The sequence below is a fragment of the Streptomyces sp. Y2F8-2 genome (assembly GCF_014905555.1).
Taxonomy (GTDB): Bacteria; Actinomycetota; Actinomycetes; order Streptomycetales; family Streptomycetaceae; genus Streptomyces; species Streptomyces cynarae.
This window is the reverse complement of sequence record NZ_BNGS01000001.1, coordinates 188,207-212,767: the sequence shown is the minus strand read 5'-3', so window position 1 is coordinate 212,767 and position 24,561 is coordinate 188,207. Positions and strand designations below refer to the sequence as shown.

Below are 24,561 nucleotides of genomic sequence, written 5' to 3'. Positions count from 1 at the left end.
TGCCCCCGGCTGGATAGGGTGGACTCGTTCGAGACTCGCGTCCCGTAGTCCGGGACACCGACCCAGGAGCGGCTTATGAGCGCTGTGCACCCCGCTGGAGGCGACACCGCGGCGGGCCGTTCCTGGCCCCAGGTGCTGAACGGGCTCCTCGAGGGCCGCGACCAGAGCGCGGACGACACGGCCTGGGCGATGGACCGCATCATGCGCGGCGAGGCGACGGACGCGCAGATCGCCGGGTTCGTGGTGGCGCTGCGGGCCAAGGGCGAGACCGTCGAGGAGATCACCGGTGTGGTCCGGGCGATGTACGAGCACGCCAACGTGATCGAGGTGTCGGGCCGCACGGTCGACATCGTCGGCACGGGCGGCGACGGCGCGAAGACGGTGAACATCTCCACGATGTCGGCGCTGGTGGTGGCCGGCACGGGGGCCAAGGTCGTCAAGCACGGCAACCGCGCGGCCTCGTCGGCGTCGGGATCCTCGGACGTCCTGGAGAAGCTGGGCGTCAACCTCGACCTGACGCCCCAGCGGGTCGCGCAGGTCGCGGAGGAGGCGGGCATCACCTTCTGCTTCGCGGTGAAGTTCCACCCCGCGCTGCGCCACGTCGCCGCCGCGCGCGGTCAGCTGGGTATCCGGACGGTCTTCAACGCCCTCGGCCCGCTGACCAACCCGGCGAAGGTGAAGGCCCAGGCGGTCGGCGTGGCAGACCCGCGCCTGGCGCCGATGATCGCAGGTGTGCTCGCCGAGCGCGGCAACTCCTCCCTGGTGTTCCGCGGCGACGACGGCCTCGACGAGCTGACGACGACGGCCACCTCCCACGTCTGGGTCGTCCGCGACGGCAAGGTCACCGAGGAGACCTTCGATCCGCGGGACGCCGGTATCGAACTGGTCCCGGTGGAGGCCCTGCGCGGCGGCGACCCGTCCCACAACGCCGAGGTCGCCCGCCGCCTCCTCGACGGGGAGACGGGCCCGGTACGGGACGCCGTGCTGCTGAACTCGGCTGCGGCCCTGGTGGCGCTGGAGCCGGGCGACGGCCCGCTGGCGGACCAGATCCGCACCGGCATGGCCAAGGCCGCCGAGTCGATCGACTCGGGCGCGGCCAAGCGTGCCCTGGAGCGGTGGGTGGCCGCCAGCAACGCCTGACGCCGAGCGCGCCCGCGGAAAAGGCCAGGTCAGGCTGGCTGGAGTACAGTGAGACAAAGGCAGCTCCCCTCCGCGGGCCGCAAGGAGGCTGGGCATGATCCATACAGCCGATATCCGCGAGTGGCGCAACCGGGACGTGATCGACGCCAAGGGCCGCAAGATCGGGTCTCTGGAGGCGGTGTACGTCGACACCACCACCGACACGCCCGCCATGGCCACCGTCCGCACCGGGATGGTGACCCGGCAGAGGCTCGTCTTCGTCCCCATCGACGAGGCGACGGTGGGACCCGGATACGTCCAGGTGGCCCACTCCAAGGGGCAGGTACGCAAGGCGCCGTCCATCGGCGTGGACGACGTGCTGCCGGTCGAGCGGGAAGAAGAGATCTTCAAACACTACGACAGGGCCTACGAGCCCGGTGCCGACCGCGGACGCCGCCTCGCGCGCCGCTGACCCCCGGGCCGAAGGAAGTGGTCATCATGGCGGTCTTCCTGTTCCTGATCCTCGCGGCGGTCGCCCTCGGCATCATCGGCGCGGTCGCGAAGGGGCTGTTCTACCTCCTGATCATCGGCATAGTGGTGTTCCTGGCCAGCCTCATCCTGTTCGGCATGCGCTGGGGGCGGCGCTCGAAGCACCACATGGTTCGGTGACGACCGGGACGGGTCCGCCCGTCCCGGTATACGGACAGAAGTTGCGAGCAGGTGATCACCTGCCGTAGTTTCCACATCAGGTCATGAGCGACAGTCATTCGGCCCCGGCCGGCTGTCCGGCAACCCTCCGTCCGTGGCGGGGTGCCCCGGGTGAAGACCAGGTCGCAGGCAGCGAGGTCTGCGGCAAGCGCGGACCCCTCGTGCCTTCCAGGGGTCCTGGTCGTTCGAGGGAGCCTTCCGTGAGCAAGCGAATGCGTTAGGGCCGCAGAGCCCCGCCTCCGCATCCCTTTTTTCCTTTCACCTTCTCCGTGCCGTGGACACCGCTGCGCCCGTGCGCGCCTCCGGCACCGGTGAGTCTCGCCTGCTCTACGGGAGTACACCCATGTCCGTCTCCACCCTTGCCGCCGACCAGTCCGTCTGTGCCCCGCTGCCCGTTCTGGGCCGTGATGTCACCGTCCCGCTCGTCACCGGCGGCGACGTCACCTACGCCGCGCTCGACTACGCGGCCAGCGCCCCCGCGCTGCAGCGCGTCTGGGACGACGTGGCGGCGTACGCCCCCTACTACGGCAGCGTCCACCGCGGCGCCGGCTACCTCTCCCAGCTGTCCACCGACCTGTTCGAGAACGCCCGCCGCACGGTCGCCGAGTTCCTCGACTGCCGCGACACCGACCAGGTGGTCTTCACCCGCTCCACCACCGACTCGCTCAACCTTCTCGCCGCCGCCCTCCCGGCCGACTGCCAGGTCTTCGTCTTCGAGACCGAGCACCACGCCTCCCTGCTGCCGTGGCGGGACGCCCGGGTCACCTACCTCGACGCCCCCAGCAGCCCCCGGCAGGCCGTCGAGACCCTGGAGCGCGCCCTCGCCGACCGCGACCCCTACGGCCCGGCCCTGGTCTGCGTCACCGGCGCCTCCAACGTCACCGGCGAGCTGTGGCCGGTGCGCGAGCTGGCGGCGGCAGCCCACGCGCACGGCGCCCGTATCGTCCTGGACGCCGCCCAGCTCGCCCCGCACCACCCGGTGTCCGTCAAGGACCTGGACGTGGACTGGGTCGCCTTCTCGGGCCACAAGCTCTACGCCCCCTTCGGCTCCGGAGTCCTGGCCGGGCGCGCCGACTGGCTGCGCCAGGCCGAGCCGTACCTCGCGGGCGGCGGCGCCAGCCGCAAGGTGTCGCGCAGGACGGACGGGGGAGTGGACGTGGAGTGGCACGACACGGCCGCCCGCCACGAGGCCGGCTCCCCGAACGTGATCGGCGCCTACGCCATCGCCTCTGCCTGCAAGGCCCTCGCCGAGGCCGGCTTCGACACCCTGGTCGCCCGTGAGCAGCACCTGATCCGCAAGGTCAGGGAGGGCCTGGCCGACGTCCCCGAGGTCAGGATCCTCTCCCTCTTCGGCGACGACGCCCCCCGCGTCGGCGTGATCTCCTTCGTCGTCGAGGGCTGGAACAGCTCCCACTTCGCCGCCGCGCTCTCCGCCGAGTACGGCATCGGCGTCCGCGACGGCCTGTTCTGCGCCCACCCGCTGGTCCGCACCCTGCTCGGCAGCGACCCCCAGACCCAGGGCGAGTGCGGCGCCCCCGAGGCGACGCCCGGGGAGAAGTCCCTCAACGCGATCCGGGTGAGCTTCGGCGCCGGCACCCCCGACGAGCATGTGGAGCGCTTCGTCAACGCCGTGAAGGAACTGGTCAGCGACGGCGCGCGGTGGCAGTACCGCACGGAGAACGGCCGCTGCGTCCCGGCGGTCTGAGCCGGCAGGGCCGGTGAGGCGGTGTTCAGCGGATCGGGCGGATCAGGAGTCCAGCCCGATCGCGAACGCCGCCTCCAGGTCGTGCTGGGAGTACGTACGGAACGCCACGTGGGTGTCCGTCGCCTCGACCCCCGGGATCTTGCTGATCCGCCCGGGGATGACGTCCGCCAGCTCCTCGTGCTCCCTCACCCGCACCATGGCGATCAGGTCGTACGTCCCCGTGACGGAGAAGACCTCGCTGACGGAATCCAGCGAGGCGATCCGCTCCGCGATCTCGGGGATCCGGTCCACGCTGGTCTTGATGAGCACGATCGCGGTGATCACGGCTGCTGTTCTCCCTCGGGGGCCTCGGCTGGTGGTTTCACCCTACTCGTACGCGTGTAGCGCACCGACGCGTAGACGAACCCCAGCGAGAACCCGACCAGATGGGCCAGGTAGGCCACCCCGGGCCCCTGGGAGGCCCGGCCGGCCGCCATCCACTGCAGGGACGCCCAGAACGGCAGCACCACCCACGCCGGGAACCTCAGCGGCAGGAAGAACAGGAACGGGAAGAGACTGGTCACCCGCGCCTTGGGGAAGAGGAACAGGAACGCACCCAGGACCGCGGAGATCGCCCCGGACGCTCCGACCAGCGTCTGCGCCGACGCCGCGTTGGCCGCCGCGTACCCCAGCAACGCCAGACAGCCGCATCCCAGGTAGAACAGGGCGAACTCCACATGCCCCATCCGCTCCTCGGCCATGGCCCCGAAGACGTAGAGGAAGAGCATGTTGCCCAGCAGATGCACCCAGCTGCCGTGCACGAACAGCGCGGTCGCGGGCGTGAGCGCCGCCCGCGGCGCCCCGCTGAACAGCTCCACCGGCACCACGCCCCAGCGGGCGAAGTAGGCCCGCTGCGCGGCGAGCAGCGCGTCCCCGGTCCCGTAGGCCGGACTCAACCCCGCGGCCGGTCCGACGACGAAGAGCGCGCAACACAGGACGATCAGCCCGTACGTCACCGGCGCCGACTGTCCGCGCAGCGCTCCCACGGCCGACCTGGTCCAGGTGCTGATCATGGTACAGAGCATGGCGTAACCGGACCGATACGCACAGAGTGCCTCGCCGCCGTGGAACGGGCGGGCGGCGGGTACTCGCCAGGCCGTAGGGTTACGAGCCACACGCTCCAGGGAAACTGGCGCATCACGGAGACTGGAAGAAGGAAGAGCACCCACGATGACGGTTCCCCTGCCGACGGAGACGACCCGCTGGCGCTGCACGCTCTGCGGCAACCTCACCCGTTTCGACGTGACCCGCTCGTCGAAGGTCGTCGAGTACGTGCACCTCGATCTGGCCGGGGAGCCGAAGGTCGAGGAGCGCGAGGTGGTCAGTGAGACCATCGAGTCGGTCCGTTGCCGCTGGTGCAACGCGGTCGACCAGGTGGAACTCGTGGACAGGCCGGGCGCCGGCTCCTGAGGGAGGCGGCCCCGCAGGGCGTATGGGGTGAGGGATGGCTGAGACCACAGGCGGGGGGCCGGTCGACGGCACCGCTGAGGTGCTCGACCGTCCGCTGCCCGACGGCGTGCGCCGCCGGGTCGTGCAGATCGTGTCCGACGGCTTCGGCGGGCTGACGCTCGCCGAACTGCCCGCACAGCTGCGCCAGTACGCCCGGTTCACCCCGACCCGCCGGGCCAAGTTCGCCGGCAACGCCATGGCGGCGGCCGTGGAGACGGACGCGCTGTTCCGGCAGCGCATCGCCGAGAAGCTCAGAGAGGCCCAGCCGGAGCTCGCCGGCGCCCTGGACTCCGGCTCGCCGCCCCCGGCCGCGGACCCGCTCGACGTGGCGGCCGCGGCCTATGTACTGCGCCCGGCGGGCTGGGTGAAGCTGGTGACCGCCGCCGGTGAGGAGGCCCAGCGCGTCGACGCCGAGCGCGCCGACGAGGAGAGCCGCGCCGAGCTGGAGCGGCTGCGCGCGGAGCTGGCGGCCGCACGCGAGCACACCCGCGCCGAGACCGAGCGGCTGCGGGCGGAGCTGGACGCGGCCCGCAAGGAGGCCGACTCGCTTCACCGCAAACTGCGAGCCGCCCTCAGTGACGTCAGACGCGGCGAGGCCGCCCTGCGCAAGGTCCAGGGCGAGATCGAGGCGGTGCGCGCCGAAGGGCAGGCCCAGCTCTCCGCCGCCGAGAGCGAGACCCGGCGGCTCAAGGCACGCCTCGGCGAGGCGGAGGCCACCCTGGAGGCCACCCGCAGGGCGGCGCGCGAGGGACGCAGCGTCGAGGACATGAGGGTACGGCTGTTGCTCGACACCCTGCTCGACGCGGCCCAGGGGCTGCGCCGTGAACTGGCGCTGCCACCGGTCTCCGTACGGCCGGCGGAGACGGTGGACGCGGTCGAACCAGGACGAATGACCCCGAAGGACATCGCCGCCCGTGCGCTGTCCGAGAACGACCCCGCGATTCTCGACCAGTTGCTCGCACTGCCCCAGGTGCATCTGGTCGTCGACGGCTACAACGTCACCAAGACCGGTTATCCGCAGATGCCGCTGGAGAAGCAGCGTCTGAGGCTCCTCGGTCAGCTCTCCCAACTCGCCGCGCAGACCGGTGCCGAGGTCACCTGTGTCTTCGACGGGGCCGAACTGGCCGCACCCGTGCTGCTCGCGCCGCCGCGCGGGGTGCGGGTGCTGTTCTCCAAACCGGGCGTCACCGCCGACGAGTTGATCCGCCAGCTGGTGCGCGCCGAGCCGCCGGGCCGGCCCGTCATCGTCGCCTCCACGGATCGCGAGGTGGCCGACGGGGTCGCGAGGGCGGGAGCGCGCCCGGTTGCTTCGGCGGTGCTGCTGAAGCGTCTCTCACGCGGCTGAAATCGGGCCTGAGATCACCTACGTCACCAACCGCAACGTACAGGCTCAATGCCCGAATTGACGGAACCGTCGCGCAACGTAGCGTCAGGGTTGCCTCACTTCCTGTGGCTCATGTGCAAAGAATGCATTGCGAGACTGGATTTTTTGGTGTGAGGATTTGAATTCATCACGACAAGGTCACTAGGGTCTGGCCTCGAACCTCCGAGCGGGTGATCACTCAGAAGAAGGAGCCTGCTTCCGTGGCGTCCCACCGTCGACCCAAACAGCCGAGCCGTGCACGTGTGACCGTGCTGACCACCGCAGCCGCCGCCGCTGTCGCGTTCAGCGCGAACGCCGCCAATGCGGCGCCCAGTGCCAAGCCGAGCGTGGACGAGGTCAAGTCCAAGGTCGACAAGCTCTACGAGGACGCGGAGAAGGCCACCGAGCAGTACAACGGGGCCAAGGAGAAGCAGGAGCAGCTCCAGAAGGAGATCTCCACCCTCCAGGACAAGGTCGCCCGCGGCCAGGACGAGCTCAACAAGCTGCGCGACGGCATCGGCACCATGGCCAGCGCCCAGTACCGCACCGGCAGCATCGACCCCTCCCTCCAGCTCTTCCTCTCCTCGAACCCGGACGACTACCTCGACAAGGCGTCCACCCTCGACCAGTTGAGCAGCCAGCAGGTCGAGGCGCTGAAGAAGATCCAGGAGAAACAGCGCGAGCTGGCCCAGGAGCGGCAGGAAGCCACCGACAAGCTCAAGGACCTCGCCGCCACCCGCACCGAACTGGGCAAGAAGAAGCAGGAAGTCCAGGGCAAGCTCGCCGCGGCGCAGAAGCTCCTCAACAGCCTCACCGCCCAGCAGCGGGCCGCCCTCCAGGCCGACCAGGACCGCGCCAGCCGGGCCAGCGAGCGCAGCGCGCTCAGTGTCTCCGTCGGCGTCGGCTCCGGCCGGGCCGGAGCCGCCTTCTCCGCCGCCCAGAGCCAGATCGGCAAGCCGTACGTCTACGGCGCCACGGGCCCCAACGCCTACGACTGCTCGGGCCTGACCTCCTGGGCGTACGCGCAGGCCGGCGTCTCCATCCCGCGTACCTCGCAGGAGCAGGCGAACATAGGCACCCGCATCTACTCGGTCAACGACCTCCAGGTCGGCGACCTGGTCTTCTTCTTCAACGACATCCACCACGTGGGTCTCTACGCGGGCAACGGTCAGATCCTGCACGCCCCGCGCACCGGCACGGTCGTCCGCTACGAGTCGATGTCCACGATCGGCGGACCGTTCATGTTCGGCGTCCGGGTCTGAATCCCGGTCCCGAGACCGACCCGGTTACCCGGTTCCTCGAACCGCACGACACCACACCGCCCGAACGAGCGAATTCCAGCGACTGCCGCTGACTCCACGCCCCGCCGATGACCTGCGTCAGCGGCGGGGCGTCGCTCTGTCGGCCTCTCGAGGTCTTTGGACCGGCGGTGATCATCCCGCTACTGTCTGCCGCGTTTCCCCCGCCGCCCGGCGGGCGGTTCCTCAGCGGAAGGAGAGCGACCGGTCGTGGGGTCCCATCGCCGCCTTGCACCGTCCGGCATGCGCCAGGGCGCCAGCGCCGCGGAGTCCAACCGAGCCCTGAAGAGGGCAGCCGCCGTACTGTCCGCCGCAGCGGCGGCCGCGGCGACACTGGGCGCCGTACCGGCGAACGCCGCGCCACGCGACACCCGGGCCACGGTGGACCAGCTGTACCGGGAGGCGGAGCAGGCCACCGAGGCCTACAACAAGGCCGGGGAACGCGCTGACGCGCTGCGCCGGGACGTCGGTCGGGCACAGGACCGCGTCGCCCGGCAGCAGGACCGCGTCAACAGCATGCGGGACGCGCTCGGTGCGCTCGCCGGGGCGCAGTACCGCTCCGGCGGACTCGCCTCCTCCCTCGCGCTGCTGCTGTCGGACAACCCCGGCGAGTACCTCGACAAGGCGGCCGTGCTGGACCGCATCGGCGCCCGCCAGGCCGGGCAGCTCAAGGAACTCCAGGGAGCGCTGCGCCGGTTGGCCCGGGAACGTGCGGTGGTGGCCGGTGAGCTCGCCCAGTTGGAGAAGAACCGCGAGGCGGTCGCGCAGCACAAGAAGGCCGTGGAGCGGAAGCTCGTCGCGGCACAGCGGCTGCTGAACTCCCTGCCGGCCGAGGAGCGCACCGCCTACCAGCGGGCCTCCCGCTCCGCCGGCGAGGTGCCCGCCCTCACCCCCGCCGCGGTGCCCGACTCCCGCGCGGCGGCGGCCGTCGCCGCTGCCCGCTCCGCGCTCGGCCGCCCGTATGTGTGGGGCGCCAACGGGCCGGGCGGCTTCGACTGTTCGGGCCTCATGCAGTGGGCGTACGCGCGGGCGGGCGTCGGACTGCCGCGCACCTCGCAGGAGCAGCGGTACGCCGGCCGCCAGGTGCCGTTGTCCCAGGCCCAGCCCGGGGACCTGGTGGTCTACCGCTCCGACGCCAGCCATGTGGCGATGTACGTCGGCAACGGCCAGGTCATCCACGCACCCCATCCGGGGGCGGCGGTGCGCTACGACCCGGTCGGCATGATGCCGATCGCCTCGGTCACCAGGCCCTGAAGGCACCGGTCAGCGGCCGAAACCGGCGCGCGAGCGGCGGGCGGGCGCCGCGTACGATCGGACGGTGGCTGATCGTGGGCGTGCGTCGAAGATCGTGGCGTGCTGTGTCCTGCTGCTGGCCGGGCTCGTCGGCTGTGGCGGCGCCGCCCCCGCCGGGAACGGGACGGCCGCCGTGCGGCAGCTGCTCGAACGGCGGGCGACGGCGGTCCTGGAGGGCGACCGCTCCGCGTTCCTCGCGACCCAGACCCGCACGGCGGGCGCCGCCGGGTTCGACAACCTGCGCGCCGTGCCGCTGGCCGCCTGGTCGTACCGGCTCACCGCCGTTCACCTGACCGGTGACCAGGCCACCGCCGACGCCGAACTGCGCTACCGCGTCAGGGGATACGACCGGGCGCCGGTCACCGCCGCCCGCTCGCTGCGGCTGACCCGCACCGGCGGACGCTGGTACCTCACCTCGGACGAGCCGGCGCGGAAGGCCGCCCGGCAACTGTGGGACCAGGGCGCCGTCGAGGCGGTTCGCGGAGCGCACAGCCTCGTGCTCGGCGTCGGGCAACCGCGGGAGACGCTGCGGGAGTACGCGCGCCTCGCGGACCGGGCGGTGCCCGCCGTCACCGAGGCGTGGGGCACCGGCTGGCCGGGCCGGGTCGTGGTGCTCGTACCGAAGTCGCTGGAGGGCATGGCGGCGCTGCTCGGCGCTCCGGCGTCCGGGTACCGGGGGATAGCCGCGGTCACCACCGGTGAGGTGGGCGGCAGCGGGACGGCGCCCGCGGACCGGATCACCGTCAACCCGGACGCCTACGGCGTCCTCGGCGACCTCGGCAAACAGGTGGTCCTCACCCACGAGACCACCCATGTCGCCACCCGCCGCCACACCACGGCGGCCACACCCCTGTGGCTCTCCGAGGGGTACGCCGACTGGGTCGGCTACCGTCGCACCGGCCGGACCCCCGCCCAGGTGGCGCCCGAACTCGAGCGCGCCGTCGGGCTCGGCACCGCTCTGTCCGCGCCGCCGCGGGACTCCGACTTCGCCTTCTCCGGGGACGCGGGGAAACTGGCGCAGGCCTACGAAAGCGGCTGGATGGCCTGCCGGATGATCGCCGACCGCTGGGGCGAGGCCCGGCTGAACGACTTCTACCGGGCTGTCGGCGACCACGGGAAGCGTGAGGGATCGGTCGAGACGGCCCTCGCAAGGGTGCTCGGCACGACCCCGGAGAAGTTCACGCAGCAGTGGCGGGCGTATCTGCGGTCCCAACTCGGCTGAGAGCACGGCCGCTTCGGCCCGGCATCGAGCGGGGGCGTCACTCAGGAGGGTGTGAGCGTCTCCTGGGTGCGGGCGGTCTGATGCGGCACCGTCGCGGTCGGGCGGGAGACCGTGGTGCGCCACAGCGCCCTGGCCGCGGTCAGCGCGGCGAGCAGCAGCAGGCCGTTGCGCGTGGCGAGGAGGGTGACGCCCAGCCGGTCGCTCGCCACGACGTTCGAGAAGTACACCGGGAACTCCAGGACCGTGGCGAGGCAGGCGGCCAGGACCAGCCCGGCGGGCAGGAGCATCCGGCTGCCGGGGAAGCACAGGCAGACGGCCGCGAGCCCGACCAGCCACACCATGTACTGCGGGCTGATCACCCGGCTGGTGAGCGTGAACAGCAGCACCGCCACGAAGGCCGCGTCCGCGAGCGCGTGCGGCGGCAGGCGGCGCACGCTCACCCGCCACAGCAGCAGCCAGCCGAACGCGATCACGGTCAGGAAGAGGGCCGCCGCGCTGACCCAGTCGACGTAGGGGCCGAGGAACTCCACCGAGCCGTAGTTGAGCATCACCCGGCCCTCCCAGCCGTGGTGCCGGGCCACGTGGAACACCAGCGAGCCCAGCGACTCCACCTCGGTGCCGCGGTCGCGCTGGGCGGTCAGGAAGGAGAAGGCGCCGGGCATCGCCACGGCGAACAGCAGGGCGAGAGCGCCCGCCGTCGCGGCGGCCGAGACCCAGGCCCGTCGCCTGCCGGCGCCCACCAGCAGCAGCGCCGGCCACACCTTCAGCAGCGCGCCGAACGCCGCGAGCGCTCCCATCAGCCGCGGACGGCGCATCCCGGCCAGCAGCGCGGCGACCGCCACGGCCGTCACCATCAGGTCGTAGCGGGCGTACACCGTCGGGCCGAGCAGCGGAACCCCGACCACCCACACCCAGGCGCCGCGCAGGGACTTGCCGCGCCTCAGGCCCGCGTACAGCAGAAGGCCGAAGCCCGCCAGGTCGGCGACGCAGGCGAGCACGAAGAACGCCTGCGCGTACTGCAGGAAGGGCAGCAGCCCGGGGGACAGGATCGCGAGCGCCGCGGCGGGCGGGTACTGCCAGGTGACGTCGCCCTGGGGGAAGCTGCCGGTGCGCAGGGTCTCGTACCAGCCCTGGTAGATCACCGAGACGTCGCTGGTGACGTCCGGTCCGGGGAAGACCCACACCTTGAAGACGAAGAGCAGCAGGACGAGTCTCGTCAGCAGCCAGGTGGCGAGCAGCAGCCAGACCGGAATGCGCCGTGCGCCCGCCATGTACACCTTCAGTCCCTGTCCTCACGCGTCCGGTATCGCCGTCGTCGAAGGGCCATGATCTCGCGTCGAGCCGGGCGGGGGGCGGCAAACGCGACCGTAAGGCGCTGTGAGTACGGTCGCACAACCGGTTCGGTACTGTCGACGACGATGCACAAGACCCTCATCGTGACCAACGACTTTCCGCCGCGCCCCGGCGGTATCCAGGCGTTCCTGCACAACATGGCGCTCCGCCTGGACCCCGACCGGCTGGTCGTCTACGCCTCCACCTGGAAGCGCGGCCGGGAGGGCGCCGAGGCGACGGCCGCCTTCGACGCCGAGCAGCCCTTCACCGTCGTACGGGACCGGACGACGATGCTGCTGCCGACGCCGGCCGCGACCCGGCGGGCCGTGGGGCTGCTGAGGGAGCACGGCTGCACCTCGGTGTGGTTCGGGGCGGCGGCACCGCTCGGCCTGATGGCCCCGGCGCTGCGGCGGGCCGGCGCGCGGCGCCTGGTCGCCACCACGCACGGCCACGAGGCGGGTTGGGCCCAACTGCCCGCTGCACGGACCCTGTTGCGGCGCATCGGCGAGTCCACGGACACGATCACCTACCTCGGCGAGTACACCCGCTCCCGCATCGCCACCGCGCTCACCCCTCAGGCGGCCGACCGGATGGTGCAGCTGCCGCCGGGCGTCGACGAGAAGACCTTCCACCCCGGCTCGGGCGGCGACGAGGTCCGCGCCCGCCTGGGGCTCACCAACCGCCCGGTGGTGGTCTGCGTCTCCCGCCTGGTCCCGCGCAAGGGCCAGGACACCCTGATCCGGGCGCTGCCGCGCATCCTCGCCGTGGAGCCGGAGACGGTCCTGCTGATCGTCGGGGGCGGTCCCTACGAGAGGGACCTGCGCAGGCTCGCCCAGGAGACCGGGGTCGCCGACGCGGTCCACTTCACGGGCGCCGTGCCCTGGTCCCGGCTGCCCGCGCACTACGGGGCGGGCGACGTCTTCGCGATGCCGTGCCGCACCCGCAGGGGCGGCCTGGACGTGGAGGGCCTCGGCATCGTCTACCTGGAGGCCTCGGCGACGGGGCTCCCGGTGGTGGCCGGCGACTCGGGCGGCGCCCCGGACGCGGTCCTGGACGGCGAGACGGGATGGGTGGTGCGGGGCGGCTCGGAGGAGGAGACGGCGGACCGCATCATCACCCTCCTGGGAGATCCGGAGTTGCGCCGCAGGATGGGCGAGCGGGGCAGGCAGTGGATCGAGGAGAAGTGGCGCTGGGACCTGCTGGCGGAGAGGCTCCGGGAACTTCTTTGAGGAGGGGTGCGCTCATCAGGGGCGCGGGGCTGTATCGATATGCGGCTCCGCCGCGTGGGCGCGATCAACCACAGACGGCCCGCAGTCGCCCCGCCGGAGAACGGGACACCCCGGATGGCGCCGGAAATCTAGCCGGAACCCAAAAATCCGCCGATGCTGCGCCCATGACAACGAAACTGACGCGCCGTCAGATCTTGGGCGTCGCAGCCCTCCAAACGGCAGCCACACTGGGGTTCACCCGCATCAACCTGCAGTCGGCCCACGCTGCGGAGCCCGACGCAGTCGAATCCGCCCCGGCGATAGTCATCGGCTCCGGCTACGGCGGCGCCGTAGCCGCCCTCCGCCTCGGCCAGGCCGGCATCCGCACCCTCGTCCTGGAGATGGGCCGCCTGTGGAACAACCCCGGCCCCGACGGCACGGTGTTCTGTTCCACCAGCGCCCCGGACCGCAGATCCATGTGGTTCCGCACCCGCACCGAGGCCCCGCTCGCCACCTTCCTCTGGCTGGACGTCGTCAACCGGGACATCAGCCCTTATCCCGGCGTCCTCGACCGCGTGCACTTCGACGCCATGTCCGTGTACGTGGGCCGCGGCGTCGGCGGCGGCTCCCTCGTCAACGGCGGCATGGCGGTCACACCCCTCCAGTCGTACTTCAGCGAGCAGTTCCCCACCGTCGACGCCACCGAGATGTACGGCACCTACTTCCCGCGCGCCCGCTCCATGCTCGGCGTCAACACGATCGACCCCGCCTGGTTCGAGTCGACCGAGTGGTACCGGTTCGCCCGCACCTCCCGGAAGGCCGCCGCGAACACCGGCCTGAAGACCACCTTCGTGCCCAACGTCTACGACTTCGCCTACATGCGGCGCGAGGCGGACGGCACCGCCACCAGGTCCGCACTCGCCGGCGAGGTCATCTACGGCAACAACCACGGCAAGCGCAGCCTCGACAAGACCTACCTCGCCTCCGCGCTCGGCACCGGCAACGTGACCATCAACACCCTGGAGCGGGTCAGGGAGATCCGAAGAGCCGCCGACGGCACCTACGTACTGACCGCCGACCGGATCGACGTGACCGGCGCGGTCGTCGAGACCAAGCAGTACGGGTGCACGTACCTCTTCCTCGCGGCGGGCAGCATCGGCACCACCGAACTCCTGGTCCGCGCACGGGAGACGGGCACCCTGCCCGCGCTCGACGCGAGCGTCGGCACCGGCTGGGGCACCAACGGCAACGTGATGCTCGGCCGTGCCAACCACGTCTGGGACACGGTCGGTGCCGACGAGTCCACCATCCCCGTGATGGGCATCGACGACTGGGCCAACGCCGGCAATCCCGTCTTCGCCGAGATCGCCCCGCTGCCGACGGGGCTCGAGCACTGGGTCAGCCTCTATCTGGCGATCACCAAGAACCCTCAGCGGGCCTCGTTCACGTACGACCCCTCGACCGACGGCGTGAAACTCGGCTGGAACGCCGCCCAGAGCGCCGTCTCGGCGAGCATGGCCAAGAAGCTCTTCGACCGGATCAACGCCGCCAACGCGACCATCTACCGGTACGACCTCTTCGGCGCCGGCAGCAAGGTCTTCGCCGACGACTTCACGTACCACCCGCTCGGCGGCTGCGTGCTGGGCAGGGCGACCGACGACCACGGCCGGGTGAAGGGCTACTCGAGGCTGTACGTCACCGACGGCTCCCTGGTGCCGGGCAACCTCGGCGTCAATCCGTTCCTCACCATCACCGCGCTCGCGGAACGCACCATGGCGCGGGTCCTTTCCGAGGACACCGCGCCATGACGTAAGCCGTGAGAGGGGGCCGGCTACTTCCGGTAGAGGGCCTCGATCTCTTCCGCGTAGTCCTTCGCCACCACGTTCCGCTTGAGCTTCAGGGACGGCGTGAGGTGGCCCGACTCCTCGGTGAACTGGGAGGGCAGAATGCGGAACTTCCGCACCGATTCCGCCTTCGACACCGCGGCGTTGCCGTCGTCGACCGCGTCCTGGACCGCGGCGAGCAGATCCGGGTCGTCGCACAGCGACGCCGCGGTGGAACCCGCCGGCTTGCCGTGCTCGGCCGCCCAGCGGCCCAGGAACTCCTCGTCGATCGTGATGAGCGCGCCCACGAACGGCCGCCCGTCGCCCACCACCATGCACTCCGCGACCAGCGCGTGCGCCCGGATGCGGTCCTCGATCACCGCGGGGGCCACGTTCTTGCCGCCCGCGGTGACGATGAGCTCCTTCTTGCGGCCGGTGATCCTGAGGTAGCCGTCCTCGTCGAGGGTGCCGATGTCGCCGGTGTGGAACCAGCCGTCGGCCAGCGCCTCGGCGGTCGCGGCCTCGTTGTTCCAGTAGCCCTTGAAGAGGTGCTCGCCGTGCAGCAGCACCTCGCCGTCGTCCGCGATGCGGATCACGGAACCCGGCAGCGGCTGGCCGACCGTACCGATCTTCTGCCGGTCCCACGGGTTGAACGCCGTCGCCGCGCAGGACTCGGTCAGGCCGTAGCCCTCCAGGACCGTGAAGCCGATGCCGCGGAAGAAGTGGCCCAGGCGCTCGCCCAGGGGGGCGCCCCCGGAGATGGCGTACTCGCCGCGGCCGCCCAGCACCGCGCGCAGCTTGCTGTAGACGAGCTTGTCGAACGCCTTGTGCTTGATCTTCAGGCCGAGGGACGGACCGGACGGCGAGTCCAGCGCCTTGCTGTAGGCGATCGCCGCGTCCGCCGCCTTGTCGAAGATCTTCCCCTTGCCGTCCGCCTGCGCCTTGGCGCGCGCCGAGTTGTACACCTTCTCGAACACGCGCGGCACGCCGAGGACCAACGTCGGCCGGAACGCGGCCAGTTCGTCGGTGAGGTTCTTGATGTCCGGGACACAGCCCAGCTTGATCGGCGCCATCATCGGCGCGATCTGCACCAGACGCCCGAAGACGTGCGCGAGCGGAAGGAAGAGCAGGACCGAGCACTCGCCGGTACGGAACAGGGGGCGCAGCCGCTCCACGACGTTCCCGCACTCGGCGAAGAAGTTGCGGTGGGTCAGCACACAGCCCTTGGGGCGCCCGGTGGTGCCGCTGGTGTAGACGATCGTCGCCGGATCGTCGGCCTTGGCGAGGGAGCTGCGCTCCTCGACCGCCGTGTCGCTGACGTCCCGGCCGACGCGGCCCAGCTCCTCCACGGCCCCGGCGTCGATCTGCCAGACGTGCTTGAGCGCGGGCAGCTTCTCGCGCACCGTCTCGACGGCCGCGGCGTGCGCGTCCTGCTCCACGATGCAGGCGGTCGCGCCCGAGTCGCTGAGGATCCACTGCACCTGCTCCGGCGAGCTGGTCTCGTACACCGGCACGGTGACCCCGCCCGCGCTCCAGATCGCGAAGTCCAGCAGCGTCCACTCGTAGCGGGTCCGCGACATCAGGCCCACCCGGTCGCCCGGCTGCACTCCGGAGGCGATCAGGCCCTTCGCCGCGGCCTGCACCTCGGCGAGGAAGGCCGTGGCGGTGACGTCCTGCCAGGCGCCCGCGACCTTGCGGGCGATGACGGCGACGTCCGGATGCTGCGCGGCGTTTCTGCGAACGATGTCGGTCAGGTTTCCGTCCGCAGGGACCTCGTACAAAGCCGGAAGGCTGAACTCGCGCAAGACTGCTGCTCCTCACAGGGCGCCGACGCCACGACTCTGTGTGCTGCGACGGTGCGGTCCAAGGCTCGGTCAGGTGCTCGGGATTCCTCCGGGATTCACTGGTTGAAACCCTGAGCACGACTGGACTGCCCGGACGTTACCCGCCGGTATGGCTTCTCCGACAGGGGGTCCCGACGAGATGTTCCGTGCGTCACACGTGTTGGCGTTCCTCGGCGCACAGTAGTCCACCCCTTGACTTACCGGCCAGTAACCGCAGGCCCCGCCGCTACTGTTCACGTTTGCCCCACAGCCTTACGCTTGATCGTCATGGCACCCACATCGGGCGGTAACACCAGGACGCGTGTCCACGTGGTCAGCGACGTGCACGGCAACGTGCGCGACCTGGCCAAGGCCGGCGAGGGCGCGGACGCCCTGATCTGTCTGGGTGACCTGATCCTCTTCCTCGACTACGCCGACCACTCGCGCGGGATATTCGCCGACCTGTTCGGCACGGAGAACGCCGACCGGCTGGTGGAACTGCGCACCGCCCGCCGCTACGAGGAGGCGCGCGCGTTCGGCGCCGAGCTGTGGGCCGGAGTGGGCATGGACCGGGCCGCCGCGATCGAGAAGGCGGTGCGCCGGCAGTACGCCGAGCTGTTCGCCGCGTTCCCCACCCCGACGTACGCCACCTACGGCAATGTCGACATGCCGCCCCTGTGGCCCGAGTACGCCGGCGAGGGCACCCGGGTGCTGGACGGCGAACGCGTGGAGATCGGCGGCTGGACCTTCGGCTTCGTCGGCGGCGGCCTGCGCACCCCCATGCGGACCCCGTACGAGATCGGCGACGAGGAGTACGCGGCCAAGATCGAGGCCGTGGGGGAGGTGGACGTGCTGTGCACCCACATCCCGCCGGAGGTCCCGGAACTGGTCTACGACACGGTGGCGCGCCGCTTCGAGCGCGGCAGCCGGGCCCTGCTCGACGCCATCCGCCGCACCCGGCCGCGGTACTCCCTGTTCGGCCACGTCCACCAGCCGCTGGTGCGCCGGATGCGGATCGGGGCGACGGAGTGCGTGAACGTGGGGCACTTCGCGGGGAGCGGGAAGCCCTGGGTACTGGAGTGGTGAGCGGCCCGCGGGGCGGCGCCCGGGCTCCGAGACGGCCCCGTCGGCCCAAGCCCAGGTGGGGTGGTACCGGCGTCGCGCCTGCGCGGTAGCCTTCACGCTGCACACGCGTGCGCACGGCGCACCACCCTCCCTCACCGGACCGCATCTGGAGGAGCCACGGCGATGGCGGAACACACCAGCTCGAGCATCACGATCGAGGCGGCTCCGGCCGACGTCATGCGGGTGATCGCCGACTTCGCGCGCTACCCGGACTGGACGGGCGAGGTGAAGGAGGCGGAGGTCCTCTCCACCGACGAGCAGGGCCGCGCCGAGCAGGTGCGCCTCGTGATGGACGCGGGTGCCATCAAGGACGACCAGACGCTCGCGTACACCTGGACGGGCGACAGCGAGGTCTCCTGGACCCTCGTCAAGTCGCAGATGCTGCGCTCCCTGGACGGCTCGTACCTGCTCAAGCCGGCCGGTGCCGGCGCCACCGAGGTGACCTACCGGCTGACCGTCGACGTCAAGATCCCGATGCTCGGCATGATCAAGCGCAAGGCGGAGAAGGTGATCACCGACCGCGCGCTGGCCGGGCTGAAGAAGCGGGTGGAGTCGGGGGAGAAGTAACCGCCTCCGAGTCCGGGAGAGGTGACGTCCGGCCGGGGGCAGGTGACGGCCACGGCACGCGAGGGTGCTGTCGCGTCGCGGCGGTACCTCTCCGTTACCGTTCACGGTCATGCGCACCATCCTGATCACCGGCCCCGGCGGCTCCGGCCGGACCACCGTCGCCGCGGCCACCGCGCTGAACGCCGCCCGCCGGGGCAGCCGCACCCTCGTGCTCAGCGCCGACCGCACCGACACCCTCGGTGCCGTACTCGGCGTCCCCACCGGCGCCCGCCCCGTCGAGGCCGCACCCGGCCTCACCGCCTGGCGCCCGGACGCCGCCGCCCGCTTCCGCGACGGCCTCGTGGCCTTCCAGGACCGCGCGGCCACCGCCCTCGACCTCCTCGGCGCCGCCCCGCTGGACGCGGAGGAGGTCACCCCCCTGCCCGGCGCCGAGGAACTCGCCCTGCTGCGCGCCGTGCGCGACACCGCGCTCTCCGAGTCCCACGACCTCCTCGTCGTCGACCTGCCTCCCGTTCCGCAGGCGCTGGTCCTCCTCGGTCTGCCCGAGGAACTCCGCCGCTACCTGCGCCGGCTGCTCCCGCCGGAGCGGCAGGCCGCGCGCGCCCTGCGCCCCGTCCTCGGCCGGCTCGCGGGCGTGCCGATGCCCGCCGAGTGGCTGTACGAGACCAGCGCCCGCTGGGACGTCGAACTGGCCGCCGTAGAGGCCGTCCTCGCCGACCGCGCCACGAGCGTGTGGCTGGTCGCCGAACCGGGCCCTGCCGCCGCCGACGCGGTCCGTACCGCCGTCGCCGGCCTCGCCCTGCGCACCCTGCGCCCCGAGACCCTGGTCGCGAACCGCGTCCTGCCCGACAGCGGCCACGACGCCTGGCTCGCGCAGCTCGCCGCCCAGCAGCGCAAGACCCTTCAGGAGTGGCAGGGCGCGTACGCCGTCCACGGCGTCTCGCACCTCGGCCACGACCCGCGCGGCGCCGACGACCTCGCCGCGCTCGCGGTCCCGGACGTCAACCCGGCGCCCTCCCCGGCCGAGTGGCCCGTCACGGACCGGCTCGCCGAGGACGGAGTGCTCGTGTGGCACATCCCGCTGCCCGGCGCGATACGCGAGGAACTGGACCTCGTCCGGCGCGGCGACGAGATCGTGGTGACCGCGGGGCCCTTCCGCCGCATCGTTCCCCTTCCGTCGGCGCTGCGCCGCTGCACGGTGGCCGGGGCGGCGCTGCGCGAGGGCGAGCTGCGCATCCGCTTCGCACCGGACCCGGAGCTGTGGCCGCGCACCTCGTAGGGGTGGTGCGCGCCCCCGGCTTCATCTGATGAAGCACGTACCCCCGTTCGGGTAACGTCGGGAGTACGAACCGCAGTCAGGAGTCCGCCATGAGCGAAGAGCGCCCCTCCTCCGACGCCGCTCAGGAGGAGGCCGAGGAAGTGCGGGTGACCGACGCCGACGCCTGGGCGACAGCATGCGCCGAGGACCTCGCCGCGGAGAAGGCCCGCCGCCGGGCCCGGTACGGCTCGCCGTCCGGCTCGGCAGCCGAGGAGCTGAAGAAACTCGTCGACGCCGTCGCGGACAAGCTGTCCGGGCTGCAGGCGCCGCTGCTCGGCGCGGCGGCGTCGGGCACGGCCCAGCAGATGGTCCGCCAGGTCGTACAGCAGGCCAAGGCAGCGGTGGAGCCGGTCATCGAGCGCAACCCGGACGTCTTCGACCACCTCGCGGCGGCCGGCTCGGAGCTGCTCGCGGCCTACCGCTCCGCGGTCGAGGCCCAGGAGCGGCGCTGGACCAACCGCGCGTCCGGCGACATGGACCCCCGCCGACAGGACGGGGACGAGGGCCCCGGCGAGCACATCGACCTCGACTAGGCTGGCAGGGAGAGCCGTCAGAGGCCGCGGAGGCCCGGGTTTCGGGGGCGGAGGGAGCTGTCCGACACCCTTACGGCCCCTCGGGTACGGTGGGCCGTAGCGGGGCTCGACCGAAACTGAGGGATTCATGGGACTCACCATCGGCGTCGACATCGGCGGCACGAAGATCGCGGCCGGTGTGGTCGACGAGGAAGGCAACATCCTCTCGACCCACAAGGTGCCGACTCCGGGCACGCCCGAGGCCATCGTGGACGCCATTGCCGCTGCCGTCGAGGGCGCCCGTGCCGGACACGAGATCGTCGGCGTGGGAATCGGTGCTGCGGGATACGTCAACCGTCAGCGCTCGACGGTCTACTTCGCGCCGAACATCGACTGGCGCCAGGAGCCGCTGAAGGAGAAGGTCGAGGCCCGCGTGGGCCTCCCGGTGGTCGTCGAGAACGACGCGAACGCGGCCGCGTGGGGCGAGTACAAGTTCGGCGCGGGCAAGGGCCACCGCAACGTCATCTGCATCACGCTCGGCACCGGCCTCGGCGGCGGCATCATCATCGGCAACAAGCTGCGCCGCGGGCACTTCGGCGTGGCCGCCGAGTTCGGCCACATCCGGATGGTCCCGGACGGGCTGCTGTGCGGCTGCGGCTCGCAGGGCTGCTGGGAGCAGTACGCGTCAGGCCGCGCGCTGGTCCGTTACGCCAAGCAGCGCGCGAACGCGACGCCCGAGAACGCGGAGGTGCTGCTGTCGCTGGGCGACGGCACCCCCGACGGCATCGAGGGCAAGCACATCTCGATGGCCGCGCGCCAGGGCGACCCGGTGGCGGTGGACTCCTACCGCGAACTCGCCCGCTGGGCCGGCGCGGGCCTCGCCGACCTGGCCTCGCTCTTCGACCCCTCGGCGTTCATCGTCGGCGGCGGCCTCTCCGACGAGGGCGAACTGGTCCTGGAGCCGATCCGCAAGTCCTACAAGCGCTGGCTGGTGGGCGGCAACTGGCGCCCGGTCGCCGACGTGATCGCGGCCCAGCTGGGCAACAAGGCGGGCCTGGTGGGCGCGGCGGACCTGGCCCGCGAGCCGGACCCGATCATGTAACTCCCGTTCCACGCACAACAGCGCCCGCCGCGCCCCCAGGGGCCCGGCGGGCGCAGCCGTTCCGGCGGGAACCGGCGAGTGGGCTGAGGGTGGTTTCTGGCGAAGGTGTGCCTGGGGCCGGTCGGCGTTCTGGCGGGGGTCGGCGGGTTCTTCGGGGTCGGGGGTGGGGCCCGTTCGGTGCGTGGGCTGAGGGCGGTTTCCGGCGAACGGCGTGCCTGGTGTCGGCCGGCGTTCCCGGGAGTCGGCGGGGTCTCCCGAGGTCCGGGGCGGAGCCCCGTGTCATCGCGCGGGCGGGCGGAACTCCCAGGTCGACGTAGGTCCACGTAGGACGCCGTGTGCCCAGTGCAGGCAGGCGGGGTGCAGGGGACGCAGTCCCCGCAGGGGGGTTCGGGGGCGGAGCCCCCGGGACGGGACGGGACGGGACGGGTAGGGGCGGCGGGGGCGAACAACCCCTGCGGAGCCGCAGCCGGGTGCGGCGTATCTTGATCCGCATGGCGACCTCCGACCCGCTGCTGCCCGACTCCCGAACCGAAGCCGACGGATCCGCCGTCCTCCGGGTGCTCAGCTACAACATCCGGTCGATGCGCGACGACACCGACGCGCTCGCGCGCGTCATCCGCGCCTGCGCCCCCGACCTCGTGCTCGTCCAGGAGGCCCCCCGTTTCTTCCGGTGGCGCAAGAAGCTCGCCCGGCTCGCGGCGGCCTCCGGCCTCGTGATCCTCTCGGGCGGTGCCACCGCCGCCGGACCGGCCCTGCTCTGCTCGCTGCGGGCCACCGTCGAGCGCACCGAGGACGTCCTGCTGCCCCTCACCCCCGGCCTGCACCGCCGCGGCTTCGCGACGGCGATCGTGCGGTTCGGCGGCGCCCGGCTCGGCGTCATCGGCTGCCACTTGAGCCTTCAGGACGACGAGCGCCAGGAACAGGGCGGCATGCTCCTCGACCGCCTCGCCGCGATGGGCGTCGAGCACGCGATCGCGGGCGGCGATCTCAACGAGACCCCGGACGGGCCCACCTTCAAGCGTCTCGCCGCCGACCTTCAGGACGCCTGGGCCACCGCCCCCTGGGGCGGTGAGCACACCTGGACCCGCTCCGGCCCCCCGCGCCGTATCGACGCCGTCTTCGCCACCCGCGGCATCGAGGTCCTCGGCTGCGGGGTCCCCCTCGGCCACCCCGGCGTGACGGAGCGGGACCTCACCGCGGCCACGGACCACCTTCCGGTGCTCGCCGCCCTGAGGGTCCCCGCCTCGTAGGGGATCGGACCACCGCGCCGGACCAGCGCGTCAGACCACCGCGCCGCGACCCGGTTCGTCGTCCCCGTCGTCGTCCGTCCTCATGCGTACGACCAGGGTCGCGAAGCCGCCCAGGAAGCCGCCGACGCCGAGCGTGGCGAGCCACCAGGTCATGCTCCAGCCCAGCACGACCGCCAGCAGAAGCAGCACCGGGCCGCCGATCACCGAGAGCCACGCGAACTTCGCCGTCGTGTCCGCCGCGGGCAGCGGCGGCGGCTCCGGCGGCACGAAGTGGCCCTCGTCGTCCTCGTCGAAGTCGTCCTCGGACGGCTCCGGCGGCGCGTAGTCCCGGGGGCCCACCCCGGGGGCGAAGGACACCGAGCTGCCCAGCGGCTTCACCGGTCCGTCCTTCGTCTCGTCGTCCTTGAACGTGACGCTGTTCGGCTCCCAGTCGGGCAGCGCGAGGTCCTCGACCGGCTTGAACGGCTTCGAACCCGGCGGGTCCGGCGGCTCCTCGCCGTACCCCGCGACGATCGCCGCCCACGCGGCCTCCTCGTCGAAGGGCACACCCTTCTCGTCCGGCTCGCGGTCCTCGCGGTCGGAGTCGTGCTCAGCCACCTGCGGCCGTCCCTTCCTTGCCGACACTGGGCGCGAGCCGGCCGATGAACGCGTGGCTCTCCTCGAAGATCCGGTCCGCGTCGTGGTCCAACGTCGCCACGTGGTAGCTCTGTTCCAGCAGGATCTCCCGCACGTCCGTGGAGGAGACCCGGCTCAGGATCCGGGCCGAGTCGGCCGGCGGCACCACGTGGTCCTGCGGGCTGTGCAGGAGCAGCAGCGGCTGGGTGACCTGCGGCAGCTCGCCGTCGACGACCCGGAAGAAGTTCCGCAACGAGTGCGCCGCGTGCAGCGGCACCCGGTCGTACCCCAGCTCCACGCTGCCCGGCTTGGCGATGTCGCTGGCGATCCCCTTCGTCGTCCGCACGAGGTGGCGGGCGACCGGCAGGGCGTACGCGGACAGGCCGTGCACCTTGTTCGCCGGGTTGACCACGATGACGCCGCTGACCGCGTCCCCGTGCTTGGCGGCCAGCCGGAGGGCCAGGGCGCCCCCCATGGACAGGCCGGCCACGAACACCTGCGCGCAGCTCCGGCGCAGGGCGCGCAGCTCGCGGTCCACCTCCCCGTACCAGTCCTGCCAGCCGGTGAGCTGCATGTCCTCCCAGCGTGTGCCGTGCCCGGGCAGCAGCGGCAGCGAGACGGTGAGGCCGCGCTCGGCCAGATGCTCCGCCCAGGGGCGCAGCGACTGCGGGGAACCGGTGAAGCCGTGGCAGAGGAGGACGCCGATCTCCCCGCCCTCGTGGCGGTACGGCTCGGCTCCGGGGAGGACCGGCACGTCGGTCTCCTGTTCATGAAAAGGGGCTGGGCACGTCGATTGCAGGTACTTCACCGTACGCGACGGCACTGACACCGACCAGGGTCGTCGGATCCTTTGTCGGCGGGCCGCGTTAAGGTCTGATCTACAGACACAGGAGGCACTCGGTTGTTGTACGGCGCGATGAAGGTATCCATCGGGGGGCCGCTGAAGCTCGCCTTCAGGCCGTGGGTGGAAGGCCTGGAGAACGTTCCCGCCGAGGGCCCCGCGATCCTGGCGAGCAATCACCTGTCCTTCTCCGACTCGTTCTTCCTGCCCGCGGTGCTCGACCGCAAGGTGACCTTCATCGCGAAGGCCGAGTACTTCACCACGCCCGGTGTGAAGGGCCGGCTGACCGCCGCCTTCTTCAAGGGCGTCGGCCAGCTTCCCGTCGACCGCTCCGGAGCGCGCGGCGCCGGCGAGGCCGCCATCAAGAGCGGCATCGAGGTGCTGGAGCGCGGCGAGCTGTTCGGCATCTACCCGGAGGGCACGCGCTCGCCCGACGGCCGCCTCTACCGCGGCAAGCCCGGCGGCCTCGCGCGCGTGGCGCTCGCGACCGGGGCGCCCGTCATCCCGGTCGCCATGATCGACACCGAGAAGATCCAGCCGCCGGGGAAGGTCATCCCCAAGCTGATGCGGCCGGGGATCCGGATCGGCAAGCCGCTGGACTTCAGCCGCTACCAGGGCATGGAGCACGACCGGTTCGTGCTGCGCGCGATCACCGACGAGGTGATGTACGAGATCATGAAGCTCTCCGGCCAGGAGTACGTCGACATCTACGCGACCGCCGCCAAGCGGCAGATCGCGGAGGCGGCCAAGGCGGAGAAGCAGGCGCAGAAGGAAGCGCAGAAGGACGCGGGGAAGGGACCGGCGGGCTCTTAGGACACGGCCCGCACGGCTGGGGCGGCGGGGAAGGGC

24 protein-coding genes and 1 riboswitch are annotated in these 24,561 nt (G+C 71.8%); of the genes, 18 read left to right on the top strand and 6 right to left on the bottom strand.

Translation table 11 applies throughout. The annotated features are described in order from the left end of the window. Positions 1-75: 75 nt before the first annotated feature. The 4 genes from trpD to SY2F82_RS00970 all read left to right on the top strand — a co-directional run bounded on the left by trpD (position 76) and on the right by SY2F82_RS00970 (position 3,532). Positions 76-1,140, top strand: coding sequence for an anthranilate phosphoribosyltransferase (gene trpD / locus SY2F82_RS00985; RefSeq protein WP_200416988.1), 1,065 nt, complete (start codon positions 76-78; stop codon positions 1,138-1,140). A gap of 94 nt (positions 1,141-1,234) precedes the next feature. Then, the gene (locus tag SY2F82_RS00980; RefSeq protein WP_200416987.1) at positions 1,235-1,591 is read left to right on the top strand and encodes a PRC-barrel domain-containing protein; all 357 of its coding nucleotides are present in this window, start codon (positions 1,235-1,237) and stop codon (positions 1,589-1,591) included. Between the two features lie 26 nt (positions 1,592-1,617). Further along, on the top strand, positions 1,618-1,788 hold the full coding sequence (locus tag SY2F82_RS00975; protein WP_200416986.1) for a hypothetical protein: 171 nt from the start codon (positions 1,618-1,620) through the stop codon (positions 1,786-1,788). A gap of 79 nt (positions 1,789-1,867) precedes the next feature. Next, positions 1,868-1,984, top strand: a riboswitch (SAM riboswitch). 186 nt (positions 1,985-2,170) lie between these two features. Further along, the gene (locus tag SY2F82_RS00970; protein ID WP_200416985.1) at positions 2,171-3,532 is read left to right on the top strand and encodes an aminotransferase class V-fold PLP-dependent enzyme; all 1,362 of its coding nucleotides are present in this window, start codon (positions 2,171-2,173) and stop codon (positions 3,530-3,532) included. 42 nt (positions 3,533-3,574) lie between these two features. On the opposite strand, the gene SY2F82_RS00965 is transcribed toward SY2F82_RS00970, so the two are convergent. Beyond that, positions 3,575-3,856 (bottom strand): Lrp/AsnC family transcriptional regulator, encoded by a 282-nt coding sequence (locus tag SY2F82_RS00965; protein WP_103843080.1) that lies wholly within the window; start codon positions 3,854-3,856, stop codon positions 3,575-3,577. Further along, complete coding sequence (locus SY2F82_RS00960; protein WP_200416984.1) at positions 3,853-4,584, bottom strand: rhomboid family intramembrane serine protease; 732 nt, start codon at positions 4,582-4,584, stop codon at positions 3,853-3,855. The genes SY2F82_RS00965 and SY2F82_RS00960 overlap by 4 nt, the downstream gene beginning before the upstream one ends. A gap of 157 nt (positions 4,585-4,741) precedes the next feature. Between SY2F82_RS00960 and SY2F82_RS00955 the strand changes: the two genes are divergently transcribed. The 5 genes from SY2F82_RS00955 (at position 4,742) to SY2F82_RS00935 (ending at position 10,196) form a co-directional block, all read left to right on the top strand. Next, on the top strand, positions 4,742-4,981 hold the full coding sequence (locus SY2F82_RS00955; protein WP_103843079.1) for a hypothetical protein: 240 nt from the start codon (positions 4,742-4,744) through the stop codon (positions 4,979-4,981). 34 nt (positions 4,982-5,015) lie between these two features. Then, positions 5,016-6,365 carry an NYN domain-containing protein gene (locus SY2F82_RS00950; protein ID WP_200416983.1) on the top strand — a complete coding sequence of 450 codons (1,350 nt, stop codon included), beginning with the start codon at positions 5,016-5,018 and terminating at the stop codon, positions 6,363-6,365. A gap of 239 nt (positions 6,366-6,604) precedes the next feature. Continuing rightward, positions 6,605-7,645 carry an NlpC/P60 family protein gene (locus SY2F82_RS00945; protein WP_200416982.1) on the top strand — a complete coding sequence of 347 codons (1,041 nt, stop codon included), beginning with the start codon at positions 6,605-6,607 and terminating at the stop codon, positions 7,643-7,645. Between the two features lie 246 nt (positions 7,646-7,891). Next, positions 7,892-8,935, top strand: a complete 1,044-nt coding sequence (locus SY2F82_RS00940) for a C40 family peptidase (protein WP_200416981.1) — start codon at positions 7,892-7,894, stop codon at positions 8,933-8,935. Between the two features lie 64 nt (positions 8,936-8,999). Next, positions 9,000-10,196 carry a hypothetical protein gene (locus tag SY2F82_RS00935; protein WP_200416980.1) on the top strand — a complete coding sequence of 399 codons (1,197 nt, stop codon included), beginning with the start codon at positions 9,000-9,002 and terminating at the stop codon, positions 10,194-10,196. A gap of 41 nt (positions 10,197-10,237) precedes the next feature. On the opposite strand, the gene SY2F82_RS00930 is transcribed toward SY2F82_RS00935, so the two are convergent. Next, positions 10,238-11,467, bottom strand: a complete 1,230-nt coding sequence (locus tag SY2F82_RS00930; RefSeq protein WP_200416979.1) for a glycosyltransferase family 87 protein — start codon at positions 11,465-11,467, stop codon at positions 10,238-10,240. A 147-nt stretch (positions 11,468-11,614) separates the two neighbouring features. Here SY2F82_RS00930 and SY2F82_RS00925 point away from each other — a divergent pair, with 147 nt between their 5' ends. Both SY2F82_RS00925 and SY2F82_RS00920 read left to right on the top strand, forming a co-directional pair. Further along, positions 11,615-12,757, top strand: coding sequence for a glycosyltransferase family 4 protein (locus SY2F82_RS00925; RefSeq protein WP_200416978.1), 1,143 nt, complete (start codon positions 11,615-11,617; stop codon positions 12,755-12,757). Between the two features lie 164 nt (positions 12,758-12,921). Beyond that, complete coding sequence (locus tag SY2F82_RS00920) at positions 12,922-14,544, top strand: GMC oxidoreductase (protein WP_200416977.1); 1,623 nt, start codon at positions 12,922-12,924, stop codon at positions 14,542-14,544. A 23-nt stretch (positions 14,545-14,567) separates the two neighbouring features. On the opposite strand, the gene SY2F82_RS00915 is transcribed toward SY2F82_RS00920, so the two are convergent. Further along, positions 14,568-16,364: a long-chain fatty acid--CoA ligase gene (locus SY2F82_RS00915; protein ID WP_200416976.1), complete on the bottom strand. Its 1,797-nt coding sequence runs from the start codon at positions 16,362-16,364 to the stop codon at positions 14,568-14,570. A 306-nt stretch (positions 16,365-16,670) separates the two neighbouring features. Between SY2F82_RS00915 and SY2F82_RS00910 the strand changes: the two genes are divergently transcribed. From SY2F82_RS00910 to SY2F82_RS00885, 6 genes are all read left to right on the top strand, one after another. Further along, complete coding sequence (locus tag SY2F82_RS00910) at positions 16,671-17,468, top strand: metallophosphoesterase (RefSeq protein WP_200416975.1); 798 nt, start codon at positions 16,671-16,673, stop codon at positions 17,466-17,468. 162 nt (positions 17,469-17,630) lie between these two features. Continuing rightward, on the top strand, positions 17,631-18,074 hold the full coding sequence (locus SY2F82_RS00905; protein WP_200416974.1) for an SRPBCC family protein: 444 nt from the start codon (positions 17,631-17,633) through the stop codon (positions 18,072-18,074). 109 nt (positions 18,075-18,183) lie between these two features. Beyond that, complete coding sequence (locus tag SY2F82_RS00900) at positions 18,184-19,353, top strand: ArsA family ATPase (RefSeq protein WP_200416973.1); 1,170 nt, start codon at positions 18,184-18,186, stop codon at positions 19,351-19,353. 89 nt (positions 19,354-19,442) lie between these two features. After that, the gene (locus tag SY2F82_RS00895) at positions 19,443-19,925 is read left to right on the top strand and encodes a DUF5304 domain-containing protein (RefSeq protein WP_200416972.1); all 483 of its coding nucleotides are present in this window, start codon (positions 19,443-19,445) and stop codon (positions 19,923-19,925) included. A gap of 127 nt (positions 19,926-20,052) precedes the next feature. Next, a complete protein-coding gene (locus tag SY2F82_RS00890) occupies positions 20,053-21,006 on the top strand; it encodes an ROK family glucokinase (RefSeq protein ID WP_200416971.1) in 954 nt (317 codons plus the stop codon). A gap of 491 nt (positions 21,007-21,497) precedes the next feature. After that, entirely contained in the window at positions 21,498-22,256 is a 759-nt protein-coding gene (locus SY2F82_RS00885) for an endonuclease/exonuclease/phosphatase family protein (protein ID WP_200416970.1), read from the top strand. A gap of 30 nt (positions 22,257-22,286) precedes the next feature. Here SY2F82_RS00885 and SY2F82_RS00880 read toward each other — a convergent pair whose 3' ends face one another. Then, a complete protein-coding gene (locus SY2F82_RS00880; protein ID WP_200416969.1) occupies positions 22,287-22,853 on the bottom strand; it encodes a hypothetical protein in 567 nt (188 codons plus the stop codon). Beyond that, positions 22,846-23,625 (bottom strand): carboxylesterase, encoded by a 780-nt coding sequence (locus SY2F82_RS00875; protein WP_200416968.1) that lies wholly within the window; start codon positions 23,623-23,625, stop codon positions 22,846-22,848. Before SY2F82_RS00875 ends, SY2F82_RS00880 begins: the two co-directional genes overlap by 8 nt. A 162-nt stretch (positions 23,626-23,787) precedes the next feature. Between SY2F82_RS00875 and SY2F82_RS00870 the strand changes: the two genes are divergently transcribed. Next, the gene (locus SY2F82_RS00870) at positions 23,788-24,525 is read left to right on the top strand and encodes a 1-acyl-sn-glycerol-3-phosphate acyltransferase (RefSeq protein ID WP_236041027.1); all 738 of its coding nucleotides are present in this window, start codon (positions 23,788-23,790) and stop codon (positions 24,523-24,525) included. Positions 24,526-24,561: the final 36 nt, after the last annotated feature.

Bases quoted from the DNA above. Each gene is read 5' to 3' on its own strand.
- trpD (WP_200416988.1), top strand. From the start codon at position 76: ATGAGCGCTGTGCACCCCGCTGGAGGCGACACCGCGGCGGGCCGTTCC.
- SY2F82_RS00980 (WP_200416987.1), top strand. From the start codon at position 1,235: ATGATCCATACAGCCGATATCCGCGAGTGGCGCAACCGGGACGTGATC.
- SY2F82_RS00975 (WP_200416986.1), top strand. From the start codon at position 1,618: ATGGCGGTCTTCCTGTTCCTGATCCTCGCGGCGGTCGCCCTCGGCATC.
- SY2F82_RS00970 (WP_200416985.1), top strand. From the start codon at position 2,171: ATGTCCGTCTCCACCCTTGCCGCCGACCAGTCCGTCTGTGCCCCGCTG.
- SY2F82_RS00960 (WP_200416984.1), bottom strand. From the start codon at position 4,584: ATGATCAGCACCTGGACCAGGTCGGCCGTGGGAGCGCTGCGCGGACAG.
- SY2F82_RS00955 (WP_103843079.1), top strand. From the start codon at position 4,742: ATGACGGTTCCCCTGCCGACGGAGACGACCCGCTGGCGCTGCACGCTC.
- SY2F82_RS00950 (WP_200416983.1), top strand. From the start codon at position 5,016: ATGGCTGAGACCACAGGCGGGGGGCCGGTCGACGGCACCGCTGAGGTG.
- SY2F82_RS00930 (WP_200416979.1), bottom strand. From the start codon at position 11,467: ATGGCGGGCGCACGGCGCATTCCGGTCTGGCTGCTGCTCGCCACCTGG.
- SY2F82_RS00925 (WP_200416978.1), top strand. From the start codon at position 11,615: ATGCACAAGACCCTCATCGTGACCAACGACTTTCCGCCGCGCCCCGGC.
- SY2F82_RS00920 (WP_200416977.1), top strand. From the start codon at position 12,922: ATGACAACGAAACTGACGCGCCGTCAGATCTTGGGCGTCGCAGCCCTC.
- SY2F82_RS00910 (WP_200416975.1), top strand. From the start codon at position 16,671: ATGGCACCCACATCGGGCGGTAACACCAGGACGCGTGTCCACGTGGTC.
- SY2F82_RS00905 (WP_200416974.1), top strand. From the start codon at position 17,631: ATGGCGGAACACACCAGCTCGAGCATCACGATCGAGGCGGCTCCGGCC.
- SY2F82_RS00900 (WP_200416973.1), top strand. From the start codon at position 18,184: ATGCGCACCATCCTGATCACCGGCCCCGGCGGCTCCGGCCGGACCACC.
- SY2F82_RS00895 (WP_200416972.1), top strand. From the start codon at position 19,443: ATGAGCGAAGAGCGCCCCTCCTCCGACGCCGCTCAGGAGGAGGCCGAG.
- SY2F82_RS00890 (WP_200416971.1), top strand. From the start codon at position 20,053: ATGGGACTCACCATCGGCGTCGACATCGGCGGCACGAAGATCGCGGCC.
- SY2F82_RS00885 (WP_200416970.1), top strand. From the start codon at position 21,498: ATGGCGACCTCCGACCCGCTGCTGCCCGACTCCCGAACCGAAGCCGAC.
- SY2F82_RS00870 (WP_236041027.1), top strand. From the start codon at position 23,788: ATGAAGGTATCCATCGGGGGGCCGCTGAAGCTCGCCTTCAGGCCGTGG.